The organism is Paenibacillus sp. FSL P2-0121 (genome assembly GCF_037975345.1).
In the GTDB taxonomy this organism is placed as follows: Bacteria; Bacillota; Bacilli; order Paenibacillales; family Paenibacillaceae; genus Paenibacillus_AQ; species Paenibacillus_AQ odorifer.
The window spans coordinates 1,696,657-1,716,982 of record NZ_CP150245.1; the positions used below are offsets into that span (position 1 = coordinate 1,696,657).

Annotated in this window: 18 protein-coding genes; 16 read left to right on the forward strand and 2 right to left on the reverse strand. The window is 46.0% G+C overall.

Features of this window, described 5'->3' with window-relative positions; genetic code table 11:
• Nucleotides 1–8: 8 nt before the first annotated feature.
• Entirely contained in the window at nucleotides 9–425 is a 417-nt protein-coding gene (locus MKY54_RS07540) for a MerR family transcriptional regulator (RefSeq protein WP_312148712.1), read from the reverse strand.
• Between the two features lie 120 nt (nucleotides 426–545).
• On the opposite strand from MKY54_RS07540, the gene MKY54_RS07545 reads away from it, so the two are divergent.
• The 4 genes from MKY54_RS07545 to MKY54_RS07560 all read left to right on the forward strand — a co-directional run bounded on the left by MKY54_RS07545 (nucleotide 546) and on the right by MKY54_RS07560 (nucleotide 5,434).
• Nucleotides 546–1,595, forward strand: coding sequence for an NAD(P)-dependent alcohol dehydrogenase (locus MKY54_RS07545; RefSeq protein ID WP_076125346.1), 1,050 nt, complete (start codon nucleotides 546–548; stop codon nucleotides 1,593–1,595).
• 569 nt (nucleotides 1,596–2,164) lie between these two features.
• A complete protein-coding gene (locus MKY54_RS07550; RefSeq protein ID WP_339190077.1) occupies nucleotides 2,165–3,565 on the forward strand; it encodes a sugar ABC transporter substrate-binding protein in 1,401 nt (466 codons plus the stop codon).
• A gap of 79 nt (nucleotides 3,566–3,644) precedes the next feature.
• Nucleotides 3,645–4,568: a sugar ABC transporter permease gene (locus tag MKY54_RS07555; RefSeq protein WP_076193532.1), complete on the forward strand. Its 924-nt coding sequence runs from the start codon at nucleotides 3,645–3,647 to the stop codon at nucleotides 4,566–4,568.
• Nucleotides 4,565–5,434: a carbohydrate ABC transporter permease gene (locus MKY54_RS07560; protein ID WP_076125340.1), complete on the forward strand. Its 870-nt coding sequence runs from the start codon at nucleotides 4,565–4,567 to the stop codon at nucleotides 5,432–5,434. Before MKY54_RS07555 ends, MKY54_RS07560 begins: the two co-directional genes overlap by 4 nt.
• Before the next feature lie 214 nt (nucleotides 5,435–5,648).
• Here MKY54_RS07560 and MKY54_RS07565 read toward each other — a convergent pair whose 3' ends face one another.
• A complete protein-coding gene (locus MKY54_RS07565; protein ID WP_076193529.1) occupies nucleotides 5,649–7,178 on the reverse strand; it encodes a helix-turn-helix domain-containing protein in 1,530 nt (509 codons plus the stop codon).
• Nucleotides 7,179–7,373: 195 nt separating this feature from the next.
• Here MKY54_RS07565 and MKY54_RS07570 point away from each other — a divergent pair, with 195 nt between their 5' ends.
• The 12 genes from MKY54_RS07570 to MKY54_RS07625 are packed head-to-tail and all read left to right on the forward strand — an operon-like array spanning nucleotide 7,374 to nucleotide 20,308.
• Nucleotides 7,374–7,625 (forward strand): hypothetical protein, encoded by a 252-nt coding sequence (locus MKY54_RS07570; protein ID WP_081386479.1) that lies wholly within the window; start codon nucleotides 7,374–7,376, stop codon nucleotides 7,623–7,625.
• Nucleotides 7,626–7,636: 11 nt separating this feature from the next.
• Nucleotides 7,637–9,385 carry a CocE/NonD family hydrolase gene (locus tag MKY54_RS07575; protein ID WP_076193524.1) on the forward strand — a complete coding sequence of 583 codons (1,749 nt, stop codon included), beginning with the start codon at nucleotides 7,637–7,639 and terminating at the stop codon, nucleotides 9,383–9,385.
• 17 nt (nucleotides 9,386–9,402) lie between these two features.
• A complete protein-coding gene (locus MKY54_RS07580; RefSeq protein WP_076125332.1) occupies nucleotides 9,403–9,786 on the forward strand; it encodes a holo-ACP synthase in 384 nt (127 codons plus the stop codon).
• On the forward strand, nucleotides 9,787–10,791 hold the full coding sequence (locus tag MKY54_RS07585) for a phosphate acyltransferase (protein ID WP_076125330.1): 1,005 nt from the start codon (nucleotides 9,787–9,789) through the stop codon (nucleotides 10,789–10,791). It begins immediately after the preceding gene.
• 4 nt (nucleotides 10,792–10,795) lie between these two features.
• Nucleotides 10,796–11,929, forward strand: coding sequence for a butyrate kinase (gene buk, locus MKY54_RS07590; RefSeq protein ID WP_076193519.1), 1,134 nt, complete (start codon nucleotides 10,796–10,798; stop codon nucleotides 11,927–11,929).
• Entirely contained in the window at nucleotides 11,922–12,845 is a 924-nt protein-coding gene (locus tag MKY54_RS07595; protein WP_076125327.1) for an alpha/beta hydrolase, read from the forward strand. The genes buk and MKY54_RS07595 overlap by 8 nt, the downstream gene beginning before the upstream one ends.
• Entirely contained in the window at nucleotides 12,845–14,323 is a 1,479-nt protein-coding gene (locus tag MKY54_RS07600) for an FAD-dependent oxidoreductase (protein ID WP_218642812.1), read from the forward strand. The genes MKY54_RS07595 and MKY54_RS07600 overlap by 1 nt, the downstream gene beginning before the upstream one ends.
• 3 nt (nucleotides 14,324–14,326) lie before the next feature.
• Complete coding sequence (locus MKY54_RS07605) at nucleotides 14,327–16,465, forward strand: FAD-dependent oxidoreductase (protein WP_081386478.1); 2,139 nt, start codon at nucleotides 14,327–14,329, stop codon at nucleotides 16,463–16,465.
• A 2-nt stretch (nucleotides 16,466–16,467) separates the two neighbouring features.
• Nucleotides 16,468–17,829 carry an NADH-ubiquinone oxidoreductase-F iron-sulfur binding region domain-containing protein gene (locus MKY54_RS07610; RefSeq protein WP_076125325.1) on the forward strand — a complete coding sequence of 454 codons (1,362 nt, stop codon included), beginning with the start codon at nucleotides 16,468–16,470 and terminating at the stop codon, nucleotides 17,827–17,829.
• A gap of 50 nt (nucleotides 17,830–17,879) precedes the next feature.
• Nucleotides 17,880–18,323: a hypothetical protein gene (locus tag MKY54_RS07615; RefSeq protein ID WP_076125323.1), complete on the forward strand. Its 444-nt coding sequence runs from the start codon at nucleotides 17,880–17,882 to the stop codon at nucleotides 18,321–18,323.
• Nucleotides 18,324–18,363: 40 nt separating this feature from the next.
• Complete coding sequence (locus MKY54_RS07620; RefSeq protein WP_076125321.1) at nucleotides 18,364–19,332, forward strand: 2-keto-3-deoxygluconate permease; 969 nt, start codon at nucleotides 18,364–18,366, stop codon at nucleotides 19,330–19,332.
• Nucleotides 19,333–19,342: 10 nt separating this feature from the next.
• The gene (locus MKY54_RS07625) at nucleotides 19,343–20,308 is read left to right on the forward strand and encodes a flavodoxin family protein (RefSeq protein WP_076125319.1); all 966 of its coding nucleotides are present in this window, start codon (nucleotides 19,343–19,345) and stop codon (nucleotides 20,306–20,308) included.
• The last annotated feature ends 18 nt before the right edge of the window (nucleotides 20,309–20,326 follow it).

Sequence of the window (20,326 nt, forward strand, 5' to 3'; positions counted from 1 at the left end):
GTCCATTTTTAATGAGTAAATGCACTCTTAATGTTATTTTTTTTATGAACATCTTCCGTGCCGCTATCCAAGGCGGTCTTGTAGTAGAAGCATTTATGGTCTATGACTTCCATCGTTTTTCTCAATTCTTCCATCTGTGCTTCTACAGAAGCTTTCCGCTCCAGGAACATATCATATCTCTGCTGCAAGGTGGAGTCCCCCTCAGAGCACCACTCAATGAAATGTTTTATTTCCTTAATTGGCATCCCGGATGACTTCAGGCATTCAATTACTTTTAAAGCATCCATATCCGTTTCTTTGAAAACGCGTTTCCCGCTGGGGGTTCTTTCTATAAAAGGCAAAAGTCCCTCCTTGTCATAGTAACGCAGGGTATGTGATGTCATATTAAAATATTCTGCAACTTCACTTATGGAGTATGTTTTCATCATCTATCTCCAGTCTTAATTATATTTTATGCTTGACTTAGAGTTAACTTTAAGTAATAACATAGGTTTTGTAAAGTCGACGTTACAGCTTTTTATATTAACTAGAAGAGAGGTTTCACTATGATAAAAGTAAATGCACGTGCTACATTCAGTCAGGAAGGCCCGTTCAAGCTAACTACAATTGAACGCCGGAATCTGCAGCCGCACGATGTTCTTATTGAGATTAAATACGCTGGCATTTGCCACTCGGATATTCATACAGCCCGCGGGGAGTGGGGACCGGTTAAGTATCCACTTGTTCCAGGGCATGAGATCGCCGGTATTGTCAGCCAGGTCGGTTCCAAAGTTACAAAGTACACAGTCGGCGATCGTGTAGGGGTAGGTTGTATGGTTGACTCCTGTGGAGAGTGCAGTAATTGCCAAAAAGGTGAGGAGCAGTATTGCCTGAGTGGAAATACGGGCACTTATGGAGCTATCGACCGGCACGGTCACTATACACAGGGCGGGTATTCCACGCACATCGTTGTAACAGAAGACTTCGTGGTCCGGATTCCTGACACTATTCCGCTTGACGCGGCTGCACCGCTTTTATGCGCAGGAATCACCACCTATTCACCGCTGCGCCATTGGGGAGCCGCTCCCGGCAAAAAAGTAGCTGTAGTGGGTCTTGGCGGGCTTGGGCACATGGCTGTGAAGATTGCTCATGCCATGGGAGCTGAGGTTACTGTGTTATCACAGTCACTGAAGAAGAAGGAAGACGGATTGCAATTAGGAGCGGATCATTATTATGCGACCAGCGATTCGGAGACATTTAAGCAGCTTGCCGGTTCATTCGATCTTATTGTGAATACAGTAAGCGCACAAATTAATATTGATGCCTATCTTTCACTTCTGGCATTGGATGGTACATTAGTCAATGTCGGTGCGCCCGCTGATCCATTGGCAGTTAACGTATTCTCGCTGATCGGCCACCGCCGTTCGTTTGCCGGATCGATGATTGGCGGAATCCGTGAAACGCAGGAAATGCTTAATTTCTGCGCTGAACATAATATTGCTTCTGAAATCGAGGTCATTTCTGCTGACCGGATTGATGAAGCTTGGGAGCGTGTGCTTGCTTCAGATGTCCGTTACCGGTTTGTCATCGACATCAGCACGATGGGGAACGAATAAGAGACGCCTTCATTCTTGACCTCGGTTCGTGGCCACAACCTCAAGAAATTCGATAACATAGCGGGAATTTGCTAAGGAGCTGGAAATCTCACGCAGTTATGTTTCGAGAAGAGAAAAAAGGCGTTGTTGCATACAGCAGCATATGTGTATAAATGCTAAATAGGCAGAGCAGTGCTTCTACCATTGGGGTAGGAGGACGGCTCTGCTTATTGTCGTTACTGCAATTGAATATTTTGGTTCAGCTGATTCTGCCGTTTTTATGAAAAAGCTGATTCTTTAAAGGTTGGAATTTTTAAAAATCAGGTTGAAAAATGCTATTTTCCCTAATAGAAAATCATGACACAATAACAATAAAGCGCTTACTTCATTAAAACATCCCAAGTTCATGAAGACTCTATACCACTTTTTGAAAATATTCACGATATTAAAAGTCGTATCTGCTGGCCGAAATTTCGGATTCCAAGCAAAGGTTGAAATTATTAAAAAAGTTGGTACTAAACGTTTAACTCAATAACTTAAGGGGTCAAACGGTTAGACATATCTATGTAATTATGAAGGGGGAGAGGGAAATGAAAGTAGGTAAAGCATTCGGGGCAGGTATTCTTTCAACTGCAATAGCGTTAAGTGTCATTGGCTGCGCGAAAGACGAGACAAACACAGTAACCAAGGCATCTGATGCACCCAAAGCATCTGAGAACGCAACCTCCAAGCCTGAGGAGAAGGTCAAAATTATCTATTCGATGTGGGGAAGTGCGGAAGAGGGAAATGTAACCCAGGGAGTGGCGGATAAGTTTAATGCTTCTCAAGACAGAATTGAAGTAGAAGTACAAGCAATTCCTTGGGAAAACTACATGACTAAGCTGAATACAATGGCTACGGCAGAGCAATTGCCTGACACAGGGATGCTCAGAGAAGATGGGGTCGTTCAGTGGTCTACCCAAGGCATGCTGAATGATGTAAATACAATGTACGAAGGAAGCGACAGCAAACCACTCGATAGCTTAGCCTACAAATATCAAGGGAAAACCGTAGCCTACGCGGCTGCCAATGAAATCTTACTCCTCTATTACAACAAAGATATGTTTGACAAAGCCAATGTACCCTATCCCCCAGCCGCTTTAGACCAAGCGTGGACATGGGACGAATTTGTAACAACAGCAAAGAAGCTGACCCTTGATAAAAATGGTAAACATCCTGATGAGAGTGGCTTTAATGAGCAGAGTATCGTACAGTTTGGCGCATCCGTTGAAAACTTACCATGGCAGCTTGAGACCTGGGCGCTTGGTAATGGTGGAGGGTTCTATTCGGGTGATGGGACTGAGGTGAGAATTGGAGAAGACGCCAGTATAGAGGGAATTCAGAAGGTTGCAGATCTTTACTTGAAGGATCATGTTGCTCCGTTGTCTGTCGGACAGACTGATGATGGCATTCAACGAACCATCATCGCGGGAACTGTTGCCATGGCTACTAACGGTGCGTGGAACGTGGGAACTAGTCTGAATACGGCCAAGAATGAAGGCTTGAACTATGGCGTTGCAGTATTGCCTTACATGAAGGAAAAGGTTACCCTCAACACGGGTGGCGCCAATGTCGTCTTCTCCCAGACTAAGCATCCAAAAGAAGCGATGGAATGGCTGAAATGGTACAACTCAGAAGAAAATAACTGGGGCCTCATTAGCTCGGGGATCTGGATGCCGACGCTGGAGAAGTGGTACACGGATGAGACCCTTACCCGTAAATGGGTCGAAAATCCTAACTTCCCTGTTTATGACGAATATAAATCTGCAGTAGTCGATTATGCGCAATCACCTGCTGTGAAGCCTGCAGCGTGGTTCTATACGAATCATACGACGGAGTTTAACACCTTGCTCGGGTCGGTTCTAGGGGATGTATGGACTGGAAAGACGACCGCTAAGGATGCTATTTCTAAAAATCTCGATGCGTTGAAAGCAGCCCATTCAGGCAATTAGTAAAGTTCGTAAAAGACTGGCCGCTGCCAAGCTCACACACGCGGCGGCCATATTATGATCTTCAGGTGGGGAGATAGAGATGGAAATGATTAATAAATCTCCGAAACGTCGTTCACGTATTCATGCAGGTGAGGCACGAGCCGCGTATATATTATTGATCCCTGCCTTCCTTGGGCTGATCTTTCTAACGTATCTACCTCTTATTGGGGTGCTCGGGATCAGCTTAACGAATTGGACGGGACTTTCAGACCCCAAATTTGTTGGCTTCGAGAATTATATTAATCTATTTACCACTGATCCTTATATTAAAGATTCTATTATCGCTACGGTCTACTTTGCCGTCTTATCGGTAGTTGGAGGCATGATTTATTCACTTTTTATTGCGATGCTACTGAATCGTAAAATTCCGGCTAGAGGGTTTTTCCGGGCTGTGTTCTATGTACCGTACGTTTTGCCGGCAGCCGCAATATATGTAGGATGGTCCTGGTTATACGAAGCTAATTTTGGATTTTTTAACTTTATTCTCTCTGAGATGGGTTTGAACAAAGTTTCTTTTATCGCGGATTCCAGCTATGTCATTCCATCCCTATCCTTGATTTCGGTTTGGCTGTCAGGTAACTTAATTGTTATTTTCTTAGCTGGGCTGCAAAATGTTCCGGTCGTCTACCATGAAGCGGCTGAAATGGATGGTGCGAATGGATGGAAACGATTCTTGCATATCACTTTACCGTGCATGTCGCCCATTATCTTTTACAATTTGCTAATGAGCTTGATTGCCAATCTCCAAATTGTTACGCCGGCTCTTTCATTAACGAATGGGGGCCCGGGTAATTCTTCACGCTTTTTAACTTATCTGATGTATGATCAAGCTTTTGTAAATTATAAATTGGGGTATGCTTGTGCGACAACAGCCGTTATTTTTGTTATTCTTGCAGGCTTTACTGGTGTATTATTCAAAACCTCCAACCTATGGATCTTTAATGAAGGGGGCGATGACAAATGAGTGTAGCCTCATACGGAAGATTAAAGAGCAAAAAACGTAATAATCAATGGATGAACCTGATCTCGTTTGTCGTTGTTATTTTTTTTACTATACTCGTGCTCTTTCCAATCTGGTGGATATTTCGCACGTCGCTCATGTCGAATGCCGAGATATACCAATATCCGCCTTCACTGCTGCCAGGAAATTGGTTGTTTTCAAACTATGCAGAAACGCTAGAGATCTTTAAGTTTTGGAAATATTTATGGAACACTATGATTATTATTGTACCCGCCTGTCTGGCAGGAACCTTTACAGCGACTTTATGCGGTTATGCCTTTGCAAGACTGCGTTTTCGGGGCAAAAAATTGATTTGGGCTCTTTGTGTCGGTTCGATGCTTCTACCTGCCATGGTTACACTTATTCCGCTATATATTGGGTGGACGAGAGGCTTAGGAATTCATGACAGCTATCTGCCGTTGATTTTGCCTTATTTCTGTGGTGGCGGGGCTTTTAATATCTTTTTGATCAGGCAGTTTATCATGTCTATACCGAGAGAGCTTGATCAAGCAGCAACGATCGATGGCGCTGGATATTACCGCATTTTGTTCAGCATTATTATGCCGGCCATTAAATCTGCGATGATCGTCGTCGCATTATTTATCTTTATCGGTTTATGGAATGATCTACTTCAACAGATGATTTACATAAACTCAAGCGATAAGTATACGATAGCCTTGGGACTAACCGCCTTTAGAGGCCAACTAAAGCAGGACTGGTCGCTGACGATGGCGGCTACGTGTATGTCCTTTGCGCCGGGTGTCATTTTTTATCTGATTGGTCAAAAATATTTCGTAGAAGGAATCACGTTGACAGGACTGAAAAATTAGCTTCAATGGCTAAAGATAGCGCACTGTAATCTGCTCTGAAGTATTAATGGGGGCACCTTTCTGCTAAGGCTTAAGTTCCGAGCCCGGCGGTATAAGGTGCCCTTTATTTGTGCTGTAAAAGCTTCTACAGATTATGAATAAAGTTATATAGGTTTGCTGGGACGAGTCCTCTCTTTGAATTGGAACGTCCATACAAATTCCTCGAAGATTAGTTTTATTTATGTACTTCGTATTTTAAGTTCAGAAAATGAAATGTCAATTGCAGTTTGAGACGAATATCACCGTTGCTTAAGTCTAATTGGAAAAGCTCCCGGATCCTGTTGATACGATAGAACAAAGTGTTTCTATGGATAAAAAGTGCTTTTGCCGCAAGAGCTGGAGTGTCCACATACTGAAGATAGGCTTCAAGGGTAGGCAGCAAACTTGTTTTGTGGGTATGGTCATAAGCAATAAGCTTCTGAATAACCGGATGACAGAAATCAGCAAGATCATGATGTTCAGATATGATTTTTCCAATATGCTCACAGAGATAGTCCTCATACACATAGATTGACTTGTTAAAGTCAAGTTGGAGTCCTAAGTCGATGGCAGCCAGACATTGTTTGTAATATTTTCGCAAAAAATTTAATTGACTGAAGGAATCACTCATTGAAGCAGTCAGACTATTTACTTGCAGAAACTCCAGAATCCGTTCTTCTTTAGTAATTATTTCGTGGGATGAATCGGTGAGAGAGATTAGAAATACAATGCGCCCTTGAAAAACGATCCAACGGTTGTTTGGCAGGAATTGACTTAGATGCTGCGCGACCAGTTGAACTTTTCCCTCAAAAAAACCGTTGTTTTGGTCAATTAAGGTCAACACACGCAAGTTAGAGGACAGCGGCCACTCCATATGAGCCAAGCGCATTGCAATGACATTAGCATCATAGAGATCACCAGTAAGGAGTTCGGTAAGCAGAAAGCTATGAACCATTCCTTGATTGGATTTATAGAAATCACTCTTCTGCAATTCTACCGAAACCAGTTCGCAAAGAAATTTTACTAGTTCAAAATCAATATCAGTAAATTCACGATCAAGCTCCATAACACTAACCTGTGCAAATTCTATACCGTGGACGTACACAAAAGCTGTAATCCAACCGTTCTTGGTCTCGGGATCACGAGAGTAATAAGGAAAAAGAGCCATCCGGGTCCGCTCGTATAAATTGGATTTCTTCATGCTTTGAATATTTCGGTCAAGGACATAACCTAAGTGTCTCTGTTGTTCAATATCAGGTCGGCTGGGAATAGGTGCTTGACACATAGCAAGTAATTTATAGCCAGCATCAACAATGATAACCGGATTACCAAAGATGCGGGTGGCTTCATTCGTCATGTGCTGCAATCCTTTGTTGGAGTTAAGTGCAGAGATAAGCGTGTGCATATGCTCAATAAGCCGATTCTCATGAGCAAGGATAGTAGAGATTTTCTCTGAAAGATCCAGCAAATCCAGTTCATTTGGCAGAAGGGTAAGGCAAGTATAAGAATCAACAGATGCGTCACAATCCTGAATACAGAAAAGTGGGGTGTCTGTTGGAAAGTCCCTTGGTATATCTGAAAGCTTGCCTAAATAGGCAGTGTCAGTCTTGAATACGGAGTAGGGTCGCAGGATAGCAAATTCGTTAATCTCTTTGGTTTGTAATGCCTCTTCCGGCCAGGCAAGACAACAGTCGCTAAGTTTTCTGATGATCTTTTGAAGATTCACGAGAACAGCCTCCAATAGCACTAGGAACCTTTGTGCAATTTTACAAAACTTTGTTGAAATAACCGATCACGATTAAGTTGCAGTACATGGGAGATAACGCTCTCATTATATATACTGAAATTATCACATGCAGCAATAAATGACACTTTAGCTTGAAAATGTGTGATGAGCTGTATTCAACAAGGAGGGATTGTATTGGAATTACGTGAAGAAATTTATGCGAAGCTGGTGGAAAGAGCTTCGCCTTTATTCGGGAAGAAGCCGGAGGATTTGTCGGAAAGTCTTTCATTTACGAGTGATTTACAGGCAAAATCTGTGCATTTTTCGCAGATCACTACTTTCTTGGAGGACGCTTTTAATGTTGAAATTCCATATATGAAATTTCGCCGGAAACAAACCATCGCTGAGGCTGTTGATTATGTGCTGGAAATTTGCGAGAACGGATAAGGAGAAGGACAATGAACAAATTTTTTACAAAGAAAGAAATGTTTCAGGGCGAAGAGCTTGAGAGTATTTACCGTGTGGCCCGTCGGCCTGTTAATAAAGAGCAGGATATTGATCTTTCTGCAAGTGAAAATCCAATGGATGCAATGGGACAAGGTTTCTGTCCTCCCTTCAACCAACGAACATACATTGCGGGTGAAGGCGTGATCTGTCAGCAAGACGTACCCGTTAAAATGCGTGACGGGGTGACTATCTACTGTGATATATATATGCCGGAAAACCGAATAGACAAGATTCCTGCACTAGTTTCCTGGAGTTTTTTCGGGAAAAGGCCAGGAGAAGGAATGAGTGAGTGGCAGATTATGGGCGTTCCTCCGCAGACCGTATCCAAACTCGCAAAGTTCGAGTCTCCGGACCCTATGTATTGGTGCCGAATGGGTTACGCCGTTGCCAACGTTGATACTCGCGGTGCAGGTCATTCCGAAGGTGATGTAAGCATGTTCAGTCGTCAGGATTGTGAGGATGGCTATGATTTTATCGAATGGCTGGGTGTTCAATACTGGTGTAACGGTCGAGTGGGTATGGGAGGAAACTCTGGTGTAGCCATGACCCAGTATCGTGTAGCAGCTTATCAACCTCCCCATCTCGCCTGTATAGCCCCGTGGGAAGGCACGACTGATGTGTACCGGGAAGCAATTTATGAAGGGGGCATCCCAGCACTTAGCTTCAATGAATTCATCGCAGCTTCGGTTACGGGGAATGGCGGTGTCGATGATCAAGTGGCTATGGCACGGAAATATCCTTTAATGAACGGTTACTGGCGTGACAAAATTCCTGATTTCAGCAAGATTACGATTCCGTGTTACTGTACCGCCGGCTGGAGTCATTTTCATCTGCGTGGTTCAATTCAGGGCTATCGTAAAATTAAGACGAAGCAGAAATGGCTGCGCGTACATCGCGATTTTGAATGGGCAGATGCTTATGATCCTTACAATCTTGAGGACCTGAAGCGCTTCTATGACCGCTACCTGAAAGACATTCATAATGGCTGGGAATTAACCCCCCGTGTCCGGCTTGATGTTATGGATGCTTTCGATTGTGATTACCAGGTACAGCGCAAGGAAAAAGGATTTCCTCTGGAGCGAACTCAATATACACGTTACTACCTGGATGCGGCCAGCATGAGCATGCAAGAAGGTCCTGTTTCTGCCGCATCCGAAGCAACTTACGACTCGGACAGTGGAGAAGCAATCTTTGATATGGAAATTAAAGAGGATACTGAGCTGACCGGTTATATGTTTTTACGGCTTTATGTTGAAGCAGCCGGGCATGACGACATGGATCTTTTCATTAATATTCAGAAGGCTGATGGAGAGGGCAATTGGATTCCCTGGCATGTACTGGATGAGCCGCATCCCGGAGCATGGGGTAAGATTCGTGTTTCGCACAGAGAGCTTGATTCAAAGCTTAGTACCCACTATCAGCCTGTGCTTTCTCACGAACGTGAGCTGAAGCTCACTGGGGGAGAGGTAGTTCCGGTGGATATCGAAATTGTACCTTCCAGCCGGATCTGGCATAAAGGTGAGAAACTGCGGGTGCAGGTGGCAGGCCGCTATATCCGGGAGGGTTGGTTCGAGCCTCTAGCGTGGGACACAGACAATAAGGGCAGACACATCATTCGCACTGGCGGGGAATATCAATCCTTCCTTCAGGTACCGGTAATTCCGCCACGTTATCAATCTGGTGAATATATCTACCGTTAGATATGGAGGAAAGTCCGATGATCGGTGTGGGGACAGATATCGTGAATTTTTCTCATCTGCGAGCCATTACGCTGGTGCAGGAAGATCCATTTATACAAAAAACATATACTCCGAATGAGATCGCGCAAGCTATAAGCCGTCCGGAGCCTTTTTATTACTATGTAACGCGGTTTGCCGGCAAGGAAGCGGTGTTCAAGTCTCTAGCTATCAGTGGCGAGGGAGTTAGTCTCAAAGAGATTGAAATCCTTAATGATGCCGAAGGGCGGCCTAATGTGATACTGCATGGGGAAATCGCCAAACGGGCGCTGCAAAGCTCATGTGCGCAAGTGAAAATTTCCCTTTCTTATGATACAGACTACGCGGTGGCCTTTGCCATAGCTGCAGATGGAAGGAGTATATAAATGAGCCTGCTGGAAACGCTCGAGCAAAAAGCACGTCTTCATCCCAAAAGGGTGGTTTTCCCGGAATGTGATAATGAAATGATTTTGAAAGCCGCCGCGGAGGTGGTCGCACGCAAGATAGGCCAACCTGTGCTAATTGGCAATTCAGAGAGTATCAGTGCGCGTGCGGTGGAACTTGGAATTTCGACTGAGGCATTCAGTTTCTTCAATAATTCGAATGAGCAGCAGTTAGAAGAACTCGCTGACGAATATACAGCACGTTTTGATGAGTTGAGCAGAAAAGCGGTCCTGCGCAAGGCAAAAGATCCAGTAAACTGTGCGATGCTGCTGGTTAAGACCGGCAGGGCTGATTGTGCAGCTGCTGGACGCGAGTATACTACGGCTGAGGTTATAGTGGCGGCTCAAAGCATTATCGGGATGCAGGAAAGCTTTAGCAGCATTTCAAGTCTTGGTATTGTGAATGTGCCGGGCTTTGAGGGTCCTGAAGGTCAGCTGCTTGCTATAGCTGATTGTGCGGTGAATGCCGCTCCCGATGCTGACGAACTTGCTGACATCGCCATATCCTCTGGATATACTGTCAAAACGCTGCTCGGCTGGGAGCCTCGTATTGCTATGCTTTCCTTTTCTACATGTGGCAGCACGGAGCATGAGAGTATTGATGTTATCCGCAAGGCAATCGATATTGTACATGGCAGAGTGCCGGACTTGAAGATCGATGGTGAATTTCAACTTGATGCAGCTATATCCCCAGGGGTGGCTGCAAACAAAGTGAAGCGTGAAAGTGATGTCGCTGGCAAGGCAAATGTGCTTATATTTCCAAATCTGCATGCCGGGAATATAGGTGTCAAGCTGATACAGCTTTTTGGTAAAGCCGATGCATATGGGCCTGTACTTCAAGGCTTTGCACAGCCGATCTGCGATTTTTCCCGCAGTGCTCCGCTTTCCGAAATGATGGGCAATATTATTATGCTAATTGTACGCGCACAGCATGGAAAGGAACTGTGAAGACATGGAAAGGATATATAAAATTTTTACGCTCAGCCCAGGCTCTACTTCAACAAAATTGGCGGTTTTTGAGAACAACACACAAGTATTCAAAGCGAATGTTGCCCATGACCCGGCAGTTCTAAAGACCTTTGCAACTATTGGCGACCAACTTCCTTACCGGCGCGAGACGATTCTATCGGAGTTATATAAGGCTAAAATCAGCCTTACTGCTATGGATGCTTACGCTGCGTACAGTGGAGGTTTGGAAAGCATGGTTGGTGGCATTTATCCGATTAATGAAGCCATTCTTAAGCATTCCCGGGAGGGAAGAACGGTCAAGCATCCGGCAATTCTCGGCGCACAGCTTATTCAAGCATTCTCGGATGAATTTGGCGGAGCACCTGCATATTTGGTCAACCCGCCTGATGTTGACGAATATGAGGAGCTGGCCCGTTTTACAGGGATAAGGGGCATTTATCGAGAGAGTAGAGTACATGTGCTCAATCAGAAAGAAGTCGCCATGCGGTATGCCAAAGAACTACGCAGACCGTATGAGGAATGCAACTTTATTGTGGCGCATGTGGGCGGGGGACTATCTGTTACTGCCCATAAGAAGGGAAGAATGGTAGACGGCAATGATGTACTAAATGGAGAAGGTCCTATGGCGCCGAATCGTTCTGGCTCAGTCCCTGCCGTCCCCATTATTGATATGTGCTTCTCCGGTGAATACACCCATCAGGAAATGATCCAGAAGATCAGCAAGACAGGAGGACTAGTCAGTCATCTCGGTACAGATAACACCATGGAGATCAAAAAAATAATTGCTAGCGGAAATACTTATGCGAAGCTTGTTTATGATGCTATGGCTTATCAGTTATGCAAAGCTGTCGGTGCTTGCGCAGCAGTTCTTCAAGGCCAAGTGGACGGGATCATTCTCACAGGCGGCGTCAGCAATGACCTCTATTTTACAGGTTTTGTGGAGCTATACTGTGGCTGGATCGCACCTGTTAAGGTGTACGGGGGTGATTTTGAAATGGAGGCACTTGCGGCAGGCACTGTGCGTGCTCTGAACGGTGAAGAAGAAACCAAAGTGTATACGGGTTATCCCGTATGGGAAGGTTTCAACAGAACAGAAACAGGAAAATCAAATGGATGATTTCTTGCAAAGCTTCATTAAAATCATACCCTCCATTCGTGCATCTGAAAGAATGGTCCTGTTGTCACAGCATATTCATGGAGAGCGGCTGGAAATACCTTGCGGTGAAAGCCACAGTGTTGAAGTTTGGTTGCATCGTGCCCAGCGGCAAAACTCGCCAGTACTTTTTGAGCTGCATGGCGGGGGGCTAGTGCTTGGCGATGCTGCCAAGGATGATAACCTGTGCGAGGAAGTCAGAACTCTTATTGGCTGTCACGTAGTAGGGATAAATTACCGCAAAGCTCCTGAGAATCCTTACCCTGCAGCGCTAGATGACGTCTGTGGAGTAATGAAGTGGTTTGCCGAAAATGCTGAAAGCTTCAGTATGGACCCTTCACGGTTTGCAGTTATGGGATTCAGTGGAGGGGCGACTCTTGCTACAGCCGCATCAATGAAGGCAAGGGAACAGGATCGCTACTCTATTTGCTGCCAGATTTTGCATTACCCCTATCTTGATGCCGTAACTGATCCGGCAGCGAAGGAGCGCTGTTTGTCCGATATGGCCCCAGAGTTGATGAAAGCGTTTACTTTTCTATATTCAAGTGAGGAGCAACGGAAGGAACCCTATGTATCACCGCTCCATGCGCCTGAACGGTTCATTACTAATATGCCGCCGGTCATTATAGTACTTGCCGAGTGTGATGCGTTGTGCTATGAAGGCGAACAATATGCAATTCGTTTGTCCAGGGCAGGCGTTCCAGTCTTTATACGGCAGATGCAAGCTGCGCACCATGGCTATATAGAAGATGCTTTTAATAGTGCCTGTTATAACGAACTTCCCATAGATACAAAAGAAACCCATGCAATCAACTTCCGTGAGCTGGCAAATGAGGCGGTGGAATGGAGTGCGCAATGGTTAAGGATGTATTTAAATTAATGTTTCTAGGAAAGGAACTTTATATGAGACGGATCGAGACAGAAATAGTTGTAATTGCCGCAGGACCTTCCGGATTGGCAGCCGCTGCGCAAGCTGCTGAGAACGGAGCGAGGGTAGTAGTGCTGGAGAAAAACAGTACGGTAGGTGGCGCAGCAAATATGGGGATGGGACCTCTGGGGATAGGTACGCGGCAGCAAAAATCCATGATGGTAGATATCAGTGTAGAACGGGCCTTCAAAATGTTTATGGAATATACGCATTGGCGCGTAGATGCCACTCTTGTGAAAAGGTATTTTGAAAATTCCGCCAATACCATTACCTGGCTAGAAGAGATGGGCGTCCAGTTTGCTGGCGCATACAAATATTTTCCGAAATCTGAGCAGACCTGGCATATCGTAGCAGTGAACGGTGGCATTGGCCGCAATGGCGGTGCCATCATGAATAAAGCAATCATGGAATACGCACGTGAGCATGGGGTTGAGTTTTATCTTGAATCCCCTGCTCAGCGTATTCTTACAGATGGACAGGGCAAGGTCTGCGCAGTTATTGGCAGAGGGCCTGATGGTGAAGAAACTGAGTTCCGATGCAAGGCTGTTGTTGTAGCTACGGGAGGTGCAGGTGATAATCCAGAGATGATTAAGGAGCGCACCGGCTATAGCTACAAGGAGGATATGTTCAATTTTGCAATACCCGGACTCAAGGGTGACGGAATTCGTATGGCCTGCGAGGCAGGGGCTGCGACAACCGATATGACTGTTGAAATGATCTACATTCTGCCACATTCGGATACCGGTCCGGATAGTGTGCCTGCCGTACTGATGCAACCTAACCTGATGGTGAATCAACTCGGCAAACGTTTTATTAATGAGGAAGAAATGCAGAACAATACCTTCACCGGCAACGCCATCGCTATTCAAAAAGGGCGTGTAGGTTATTCCATTATTGATTCCACTATTCTAAAGGGGTATAAGCGCAATGGTCTTGATGTCATAAACTTTGTGCATGACCCGGATGATGTCAGTGATTTTGATGAGGTCGTAGAGGATTACATCCTTCAGGGCAATCCGGACATTATCAAAGCAGACAGCATTGAGGAGCTAGCTGAAAAACTTGGGATCGTTCCAGAGGCTTTGCTCGATACAGTTGATGAATACAACGATATGTGTGATAGAAGTGATGAGCTCTTCTTCAAAAACAAGACTTATATGAAGCCTGTTGTGAAGGCACCCTTCTATGCCGGATGCTTTCGTCCCAGCGCGTATGGCACACTTGGCGGTATAAAAATAAACGATAGAGCAGAAGTGCTGGATAAGGAATGGTTGCCTGTACCCGGTCTGTACGCTGCCGGTACAGATACCTGTACCATTTACGGGGACAGCTATATGTTTCTTTTACCCGGAAACACGATGGGTTATTGCTTGAATACGGGACGTTTTGCTGGTGAAAGTGCCGCTGAATATGTGAGAGCAGAGGAATAAACGATGAAGGACGAACAAGTGACACTGGTGATTGACGGAAAGACCGTATCTGTGCGTACAGGTGGAACGATTCTAGAAGCTGCACTATCAAACGGTATCTATATCCCGAACCTCTGTTACCATGAGAATCTTCGTCACACTGCCTCCTGCCGACTCTGCATGGTGCGTCAGGAAGGGAAAAAGGGTGTCGTGGCTGCCTGTGCTGTAAAGGCGGAAGAAGGAATGGTCATTGACAGTAAGGATGCTCTCGCTGAAAACGTACGAAAGCTTTCTGTTGATTTAATGTTCAAAACACATCCAAGTGAGTGTACAGGCTGTCCAAAATTCGGACACTGCCAGTTCCAATCCATTTCCCAATTTGTCGGAGATACGGGGCGCCGCCTCCGGGCCAACCCGATCCGTATTGCTGAGGATGTCAGGAACCCGATTATTCTTCATGAAATGACCCGCTGTATTCTATGTGGAAGATGTGTGCGTGCATGTGAAGAGATGCGGGGTGTGGGAGCTATCCGCTTTGAGAAGGTTCAGGGCCGGTTGCAGGTTGTAGTAGATGGTAATTCCCTGCAGGATGCAGATTGCCGCTTTTGCAGTGCTTGTGTAGAGGTATGCCCCACAGGAGCTATTCGTGAACACGAGGCCATTACGCAGAAGATGACTGGAAAGTCCCGTACAGATGCCCTGGTTCCATGCCGGGCGGCTTGTCCTGCCCATATTGATATACCCAAATATCTGCGGTTCATACGGGAAAAAAATTATCCGGCTGCGGCTGCCGTCATGCGCGAAAAAGTACCGTTTCCCCACGCGCTCGGGTACATATGCACCCATCGCTGCGAATTGGAGTGTAAACGTAATTTTCTCAATGAACCGGTGGCCATACGTGACCTGAAACGCCATGCCTGCGAGCATGATGACGGTAGTTGGAAAACTCGTTCTTTCCAAAAATCGGCCACTGGCAAAAAGGTCGCTATTATTGGTGCAGGTCCTGCTGGTCTGACGGCTGCCATGTACCTTGCAAAGCTAGGTCATGAGATAACTATTTATGAAGAACGCCAAAAGGCTGGCGGTATGATGCAATACGGGATTCCACAGTATCGTCTTCCCCGGGAGATCGTTGACCGAGAAATCGGCATGATCCTGGAGTTGGGTGTGAAATTACAGACCGGTGTTCGGATTGAATTTCCGGCCTCCCTGATCTCAGAAGGATTTGATGCTGTTTTGGTAGCCGTAGGGGCTCATAAGGGAGCGCGTCTGCCACTGAAGGGCGCCGGGCTGGAAGGCGTATATACGAATATTGAATTTCTGCGCCAGACGGCAGAGGGGGAGGCTCCGACTGTCGGTAAGAACGTAATTATTCTGGGTGGGGGAAACGTTGCCTTGGACTGTGCAGGAATCGCAAAACGGTTTGGCGCGGAAACCGTTCATCTGGCTTGCCTTGAAAGCCGAAATAAGATGACCGCATCTCCTGAAGAGCTTCGCTGGGCTGAAGAAGAGGGAGTGCTGGTGCATAACAGCCGAACGTTTCTCGCCATTAACGGCAGCGGCGACGGTAAAGTGAACGGGCTGCGGATGGCAGAAGTGAAAGGCTTCCAGTTTGATGAGAATGGCAGGAGTGTCATTGATCTTATACCTGGCAGCGAAACGATACTCCCGGTTGATACAGTGATTTTTGCAGTAGGTCAAGGACCTGATTTGGTAGAGGGCTGTGGGTTAGCCCTTGGTCGTGGCAGCCGCATTGTTGTCGAAGCGAATAGCTGTGCTTCAAGCATTCCCGGTATTTTCGCAGCCGGAGACTGTGTAACAGGCACAGATTCAGTTATTCGTGCCATAGCAGGGGCGCGCCTGGCTGCTTCAGAGATGGACCGGTTTCTCGGCGGGGACGGCAATATTGAGGAAAATCTTTCACCGGAGCAGGCGGTTTGCCCGAGAATTGGTGCAATTAAAGGCATGAGTGATAGAAAGCGAAAGAAAACACAGATTGTTGCGCCAGAGGAGCGTTGCCAATGCTTTGATCCGATGGATCTGGGTTATTCTGAGGCGCAAGTACCGGATGAGGCGCAACGTTGTCTGCAGTGTGATCTGCGACTAGAAATAGCTGCGCAAAAATTTTGGAATGATTATTCGAGTGTTGCCAGAGGTGAATAAAGATGCCACATGAAGTCAGCCGAACTCCCCATTTTCTGTCGCCTTTCCCGAATGCTGAAGAGCCTGCTATTCAGGAGCTTTTGGAGAATAGGCTAGCAATTTCAGCTTCGGACGCGGCAGTAAGAATTAGAGCACTTGCATTGACGGATAAACAAGGAGTGCTTCTCGATGAACGTTTATCCGCAATCAATCCAGATGACGGGAGACCCGTATTAATCTGCTCTCTCGCACAGGAGTTAGATGGATTCACGGACTTTATTCTTGCGCATGTCGCGAGTCGAATAGCAGCAGGGCTGGCAATGGCTGCGAAGATTTGCATGGATTGTGAGATTCTGATCTATGCCGAGACAGAGGCGCAAGCTGAGATGTTGGCGGCACCGCTGCGTGAGATAGCTCCGGCCTCGCTTATATCAGTGAAGTACGGACCGGCTTCTCCTGTCCTGCGGGAAGAAACAGCATTATACAATGCCATAGACAATGGTGTAATACGTTGTGACTTATGGGTGAAAAGCTTCAGTGCCGAAGGCTGGCAAGGGAGACCTACCTTCCTGCTGGATGTGGAGACTGCGTACTGGATTTACGAAGGTGTAAGCAGTTCCCGCCGTCAGGAGAAATTAATAATGATTACAACAGATGAGAGAACCAGGGTTGTGGCAGTTGCACTTGGCACCCCTGTGTCTGCTCTGTTAGAGGAGCTTGAACTTGCGCCAGCCAAGCCCCTGCTGCTGGGTGGCATGCTCGGGCACTTCGCATCGGCTCCGGCCTTAACTTCGGAATTCATAAGCTATGATTCTGTTTATGACAGTATCCGAATCTTTACCGACAAGCACTGTATGGCAACTATCGCCAAAGGGTTACTTAGCGCTGCAGCGGAGACATCCTGTGGAAAATGTGTGATTTGCCGTGAGGGGAGCTGGCAACTCAAAGCAGTCTTCACTGATGTTACCGAAGGGCGAGCAAAAAAAGAGGATCTTGATTTAGTAACAGATATTGGCGAATTAATCGGAGCAGGATCTTTTTGCGCATTTGGAAGAAATATGGTGGGGCCGGCGTTATCTGCTGTTGCCTGCTCCCGTCTTGATCTTGAAGCCCATATTGTACGCAAGACCTGTCCGGCTTCGGTGTGTACCCATTTTCTTGCCTATGTCATTGATCCGAAATTATGCAGCGGCTGCGGGGAATGTCTTGATGTCTGCCCGGAAAATGCAATCCAAGGGAAATCAGGCTATATCCATATGATCGATCCGGCGATTTGTGAAAAATGCGGAAGGTGTACGGAAGTCTGTGAAGAGAATGCGATTGTCACTGCATCTGGTCGCATCCGTGTCCCCAAACAGCTGACCAGGGTGGGCAGATTCAAGTAAGTAACAGAAAAATGGAAAGAGCATGCCATATCGGCTGCGGGTGCAGGAAAATGAGTAAGACATATTCTTTGTATTTTAAGCTTGTGTTGAATCTTCCCTCTGCGGCGGCGATGTCGCTTGCAGCTTCCCTGATGAATGAGGGGATTAATGGACGAACATGGGTGTTCACCCTGGTTGGTTTCTCGCTGGCTTGTCTTATTAACGATTTTATTCCCTTGATGAGGATTAGCGACTGGTTTACGGGGCTTTTTGCTCTAAAGAAGGATTTACTGGCGGGTCAATGTGTCGGCTGTCTGCTAATAAACTTCATTCCTGTAACTGTAATCAGCGGAGTGATGGCTCTGCTTGGCACATCAAACCTGTCAGGCTTTCTCACCTCATTTACTGGGAATTATCCGGTGCTTTATTTGGTTTCCTATCTAATGACCATGATCATGACACCTCTAGCCAAAGCTGCCGGGAATAAAGCATGCGCAAGAGTAACAGTCAGATAGAGGAAGGACACGATTACTTGGAAGAAGGGAATCGCCGTACATGAAAATATTAGAGAGAATACAGGGAATATCAGGCGGAATGATGCTGCTTCCTATGGGAATCGCTGCAATAATGCATACTTTTTATCCGAGAACCTTGATGGTTGGCAATCCGTCCACTGCTGTATTTTCGAATGCGGGAACGATGACGATCGTGGGAATTCTGCTAGTATTCTGTGGTATTCAGTTCAAACCTCAACAGCTTGTGACAACTCTGCGGCGGGGCGGCATACTAGTTGCGGTAAAACTTGTTCTTAGTGTTGTTTTTGGGATCGTTGTTATGAAGCTTTTCGGTTTGGCGGGTTTTGGAGGAATCTCTACCCTGGCACTTGTGGCTTGCATCACTAGTTGCAATCCCGGCATGTACCTCGCGCTGATGGAGAATTATGGTGATGACACTGACATTTCTGCGTTTGCTCTGCTGAACCTTATCGGGCTACCGTTCATACCCGTCTGTATTCTTGGTTTCTCTTCCGGAAATGGGATTGACGCTCGAAGCATCATGGCTACTTTAATTCCGTTTGTAGTCGGATTTCTTCTGGGTATGTTTGATCCTGCTGTTCGTAATTTTTCCAAATCAGGGACCTCACTTATGGTGCCTTTTCTGGGGTTTTGCCTTGGGGCGAATATCGATCTCAAGAGCGCACTCAGCTCATGTGGGCTGGGGCTGATTTTGTTCTTGATCTTTACCTTGATTAATAACATCCCCATGTTGTTAGTTGACCGATTCTGTCTGAAACAAGACGGGCATGCTTCTGCGGCGATTTGTTGTGTAGCCGGGTTATCCATAACGGTACCTCAACTTATGGCAGAGGTCGATCAGGCATATCTGCCTTATGTTGAGAGTGCCCGCGCACAAATTGCATTCGCAGTTGTTGCCAGTGCAATTGTCACTCCAGTTCTTGTGAAAAAGCTGAAACGATCTCGTGGATCAGTTTCTGAAAATATGCTTAACAAATTCGAATTGTAGGAGGCTACTAATGAAAATTTTAGGGATCAGTTGCGGAAGAAGAATGAGCAATTCAGAAATCCTTGTTAAAGAAGCTTTAATGGGTGCTGAGGAGCTTGGTGCCGAAGTAGAACTTGTGCGTCTTAATGATTTACATATTAAACCTTGCACCGGTTGTAATGCTTGTGTAGTGAGTCTGCTTGAAAAGTGTGGCTCAGGAGACTGTGTGATAAAGAATGATGACTATGGATTTATTGATGAAAAATTAATGGAATGCGACGGATTAATCTTGAGCTCAGCCATTTATGAAAAGAGTCCTAACGGATTATTGAAGATTCTGAATGACCGGATGGGGCCTTCTCATGACATTGCTTTCCGGATGATTGCCAAGAAGCAACGCGAGGAAAGAGGGATTACTACCGGCAAAGGCCCGGATGAAAGAAGCTTTAAAACAAGAGTAGCTTCTCTTATTGCTGTAGGAGGAAGTGAGTGGGACACACTCGCATTGCCGATGCTCCACCTTTTTACGTTGCCGATGCAAATTAATGTAATAGATAAAATGCTGGTCAATTGGGTTGGCTTACCTGGAGCAGTTGTGTTCAGGGAGGAAGAACTTAAGAGAGCAAGACAATCCGGTCGTCATGTGGCTGAAACACTCATGAATCCAGATACGGAAGCGAAGTATATTGGCGAACCTGGTTTATGTCCAATCTGTCATTCCAAACTCATAGAAATCAGAAATCATGATGATAATTACCCAGCAATATGTGGAATTTGCGGGGTCAGGGGGACTCTGGAGGTGGAAGACGGTAAAGTAAGATTTGATATCGCCGAGGAAGATAGAGCACATTCCCATGTTCTAATCTCCGGAAAGCTTGGCCACGCAGATGAATTATATCAAGTTTCTTTAAAACGTAATCCAAAGGCTGACGAATTGCCTGAACGGTTGAAGAAGTACAAAAATTATTTAGCTTATTCCAGACCTGAACGGGATTAATGCTCGCAAGAGTATTAC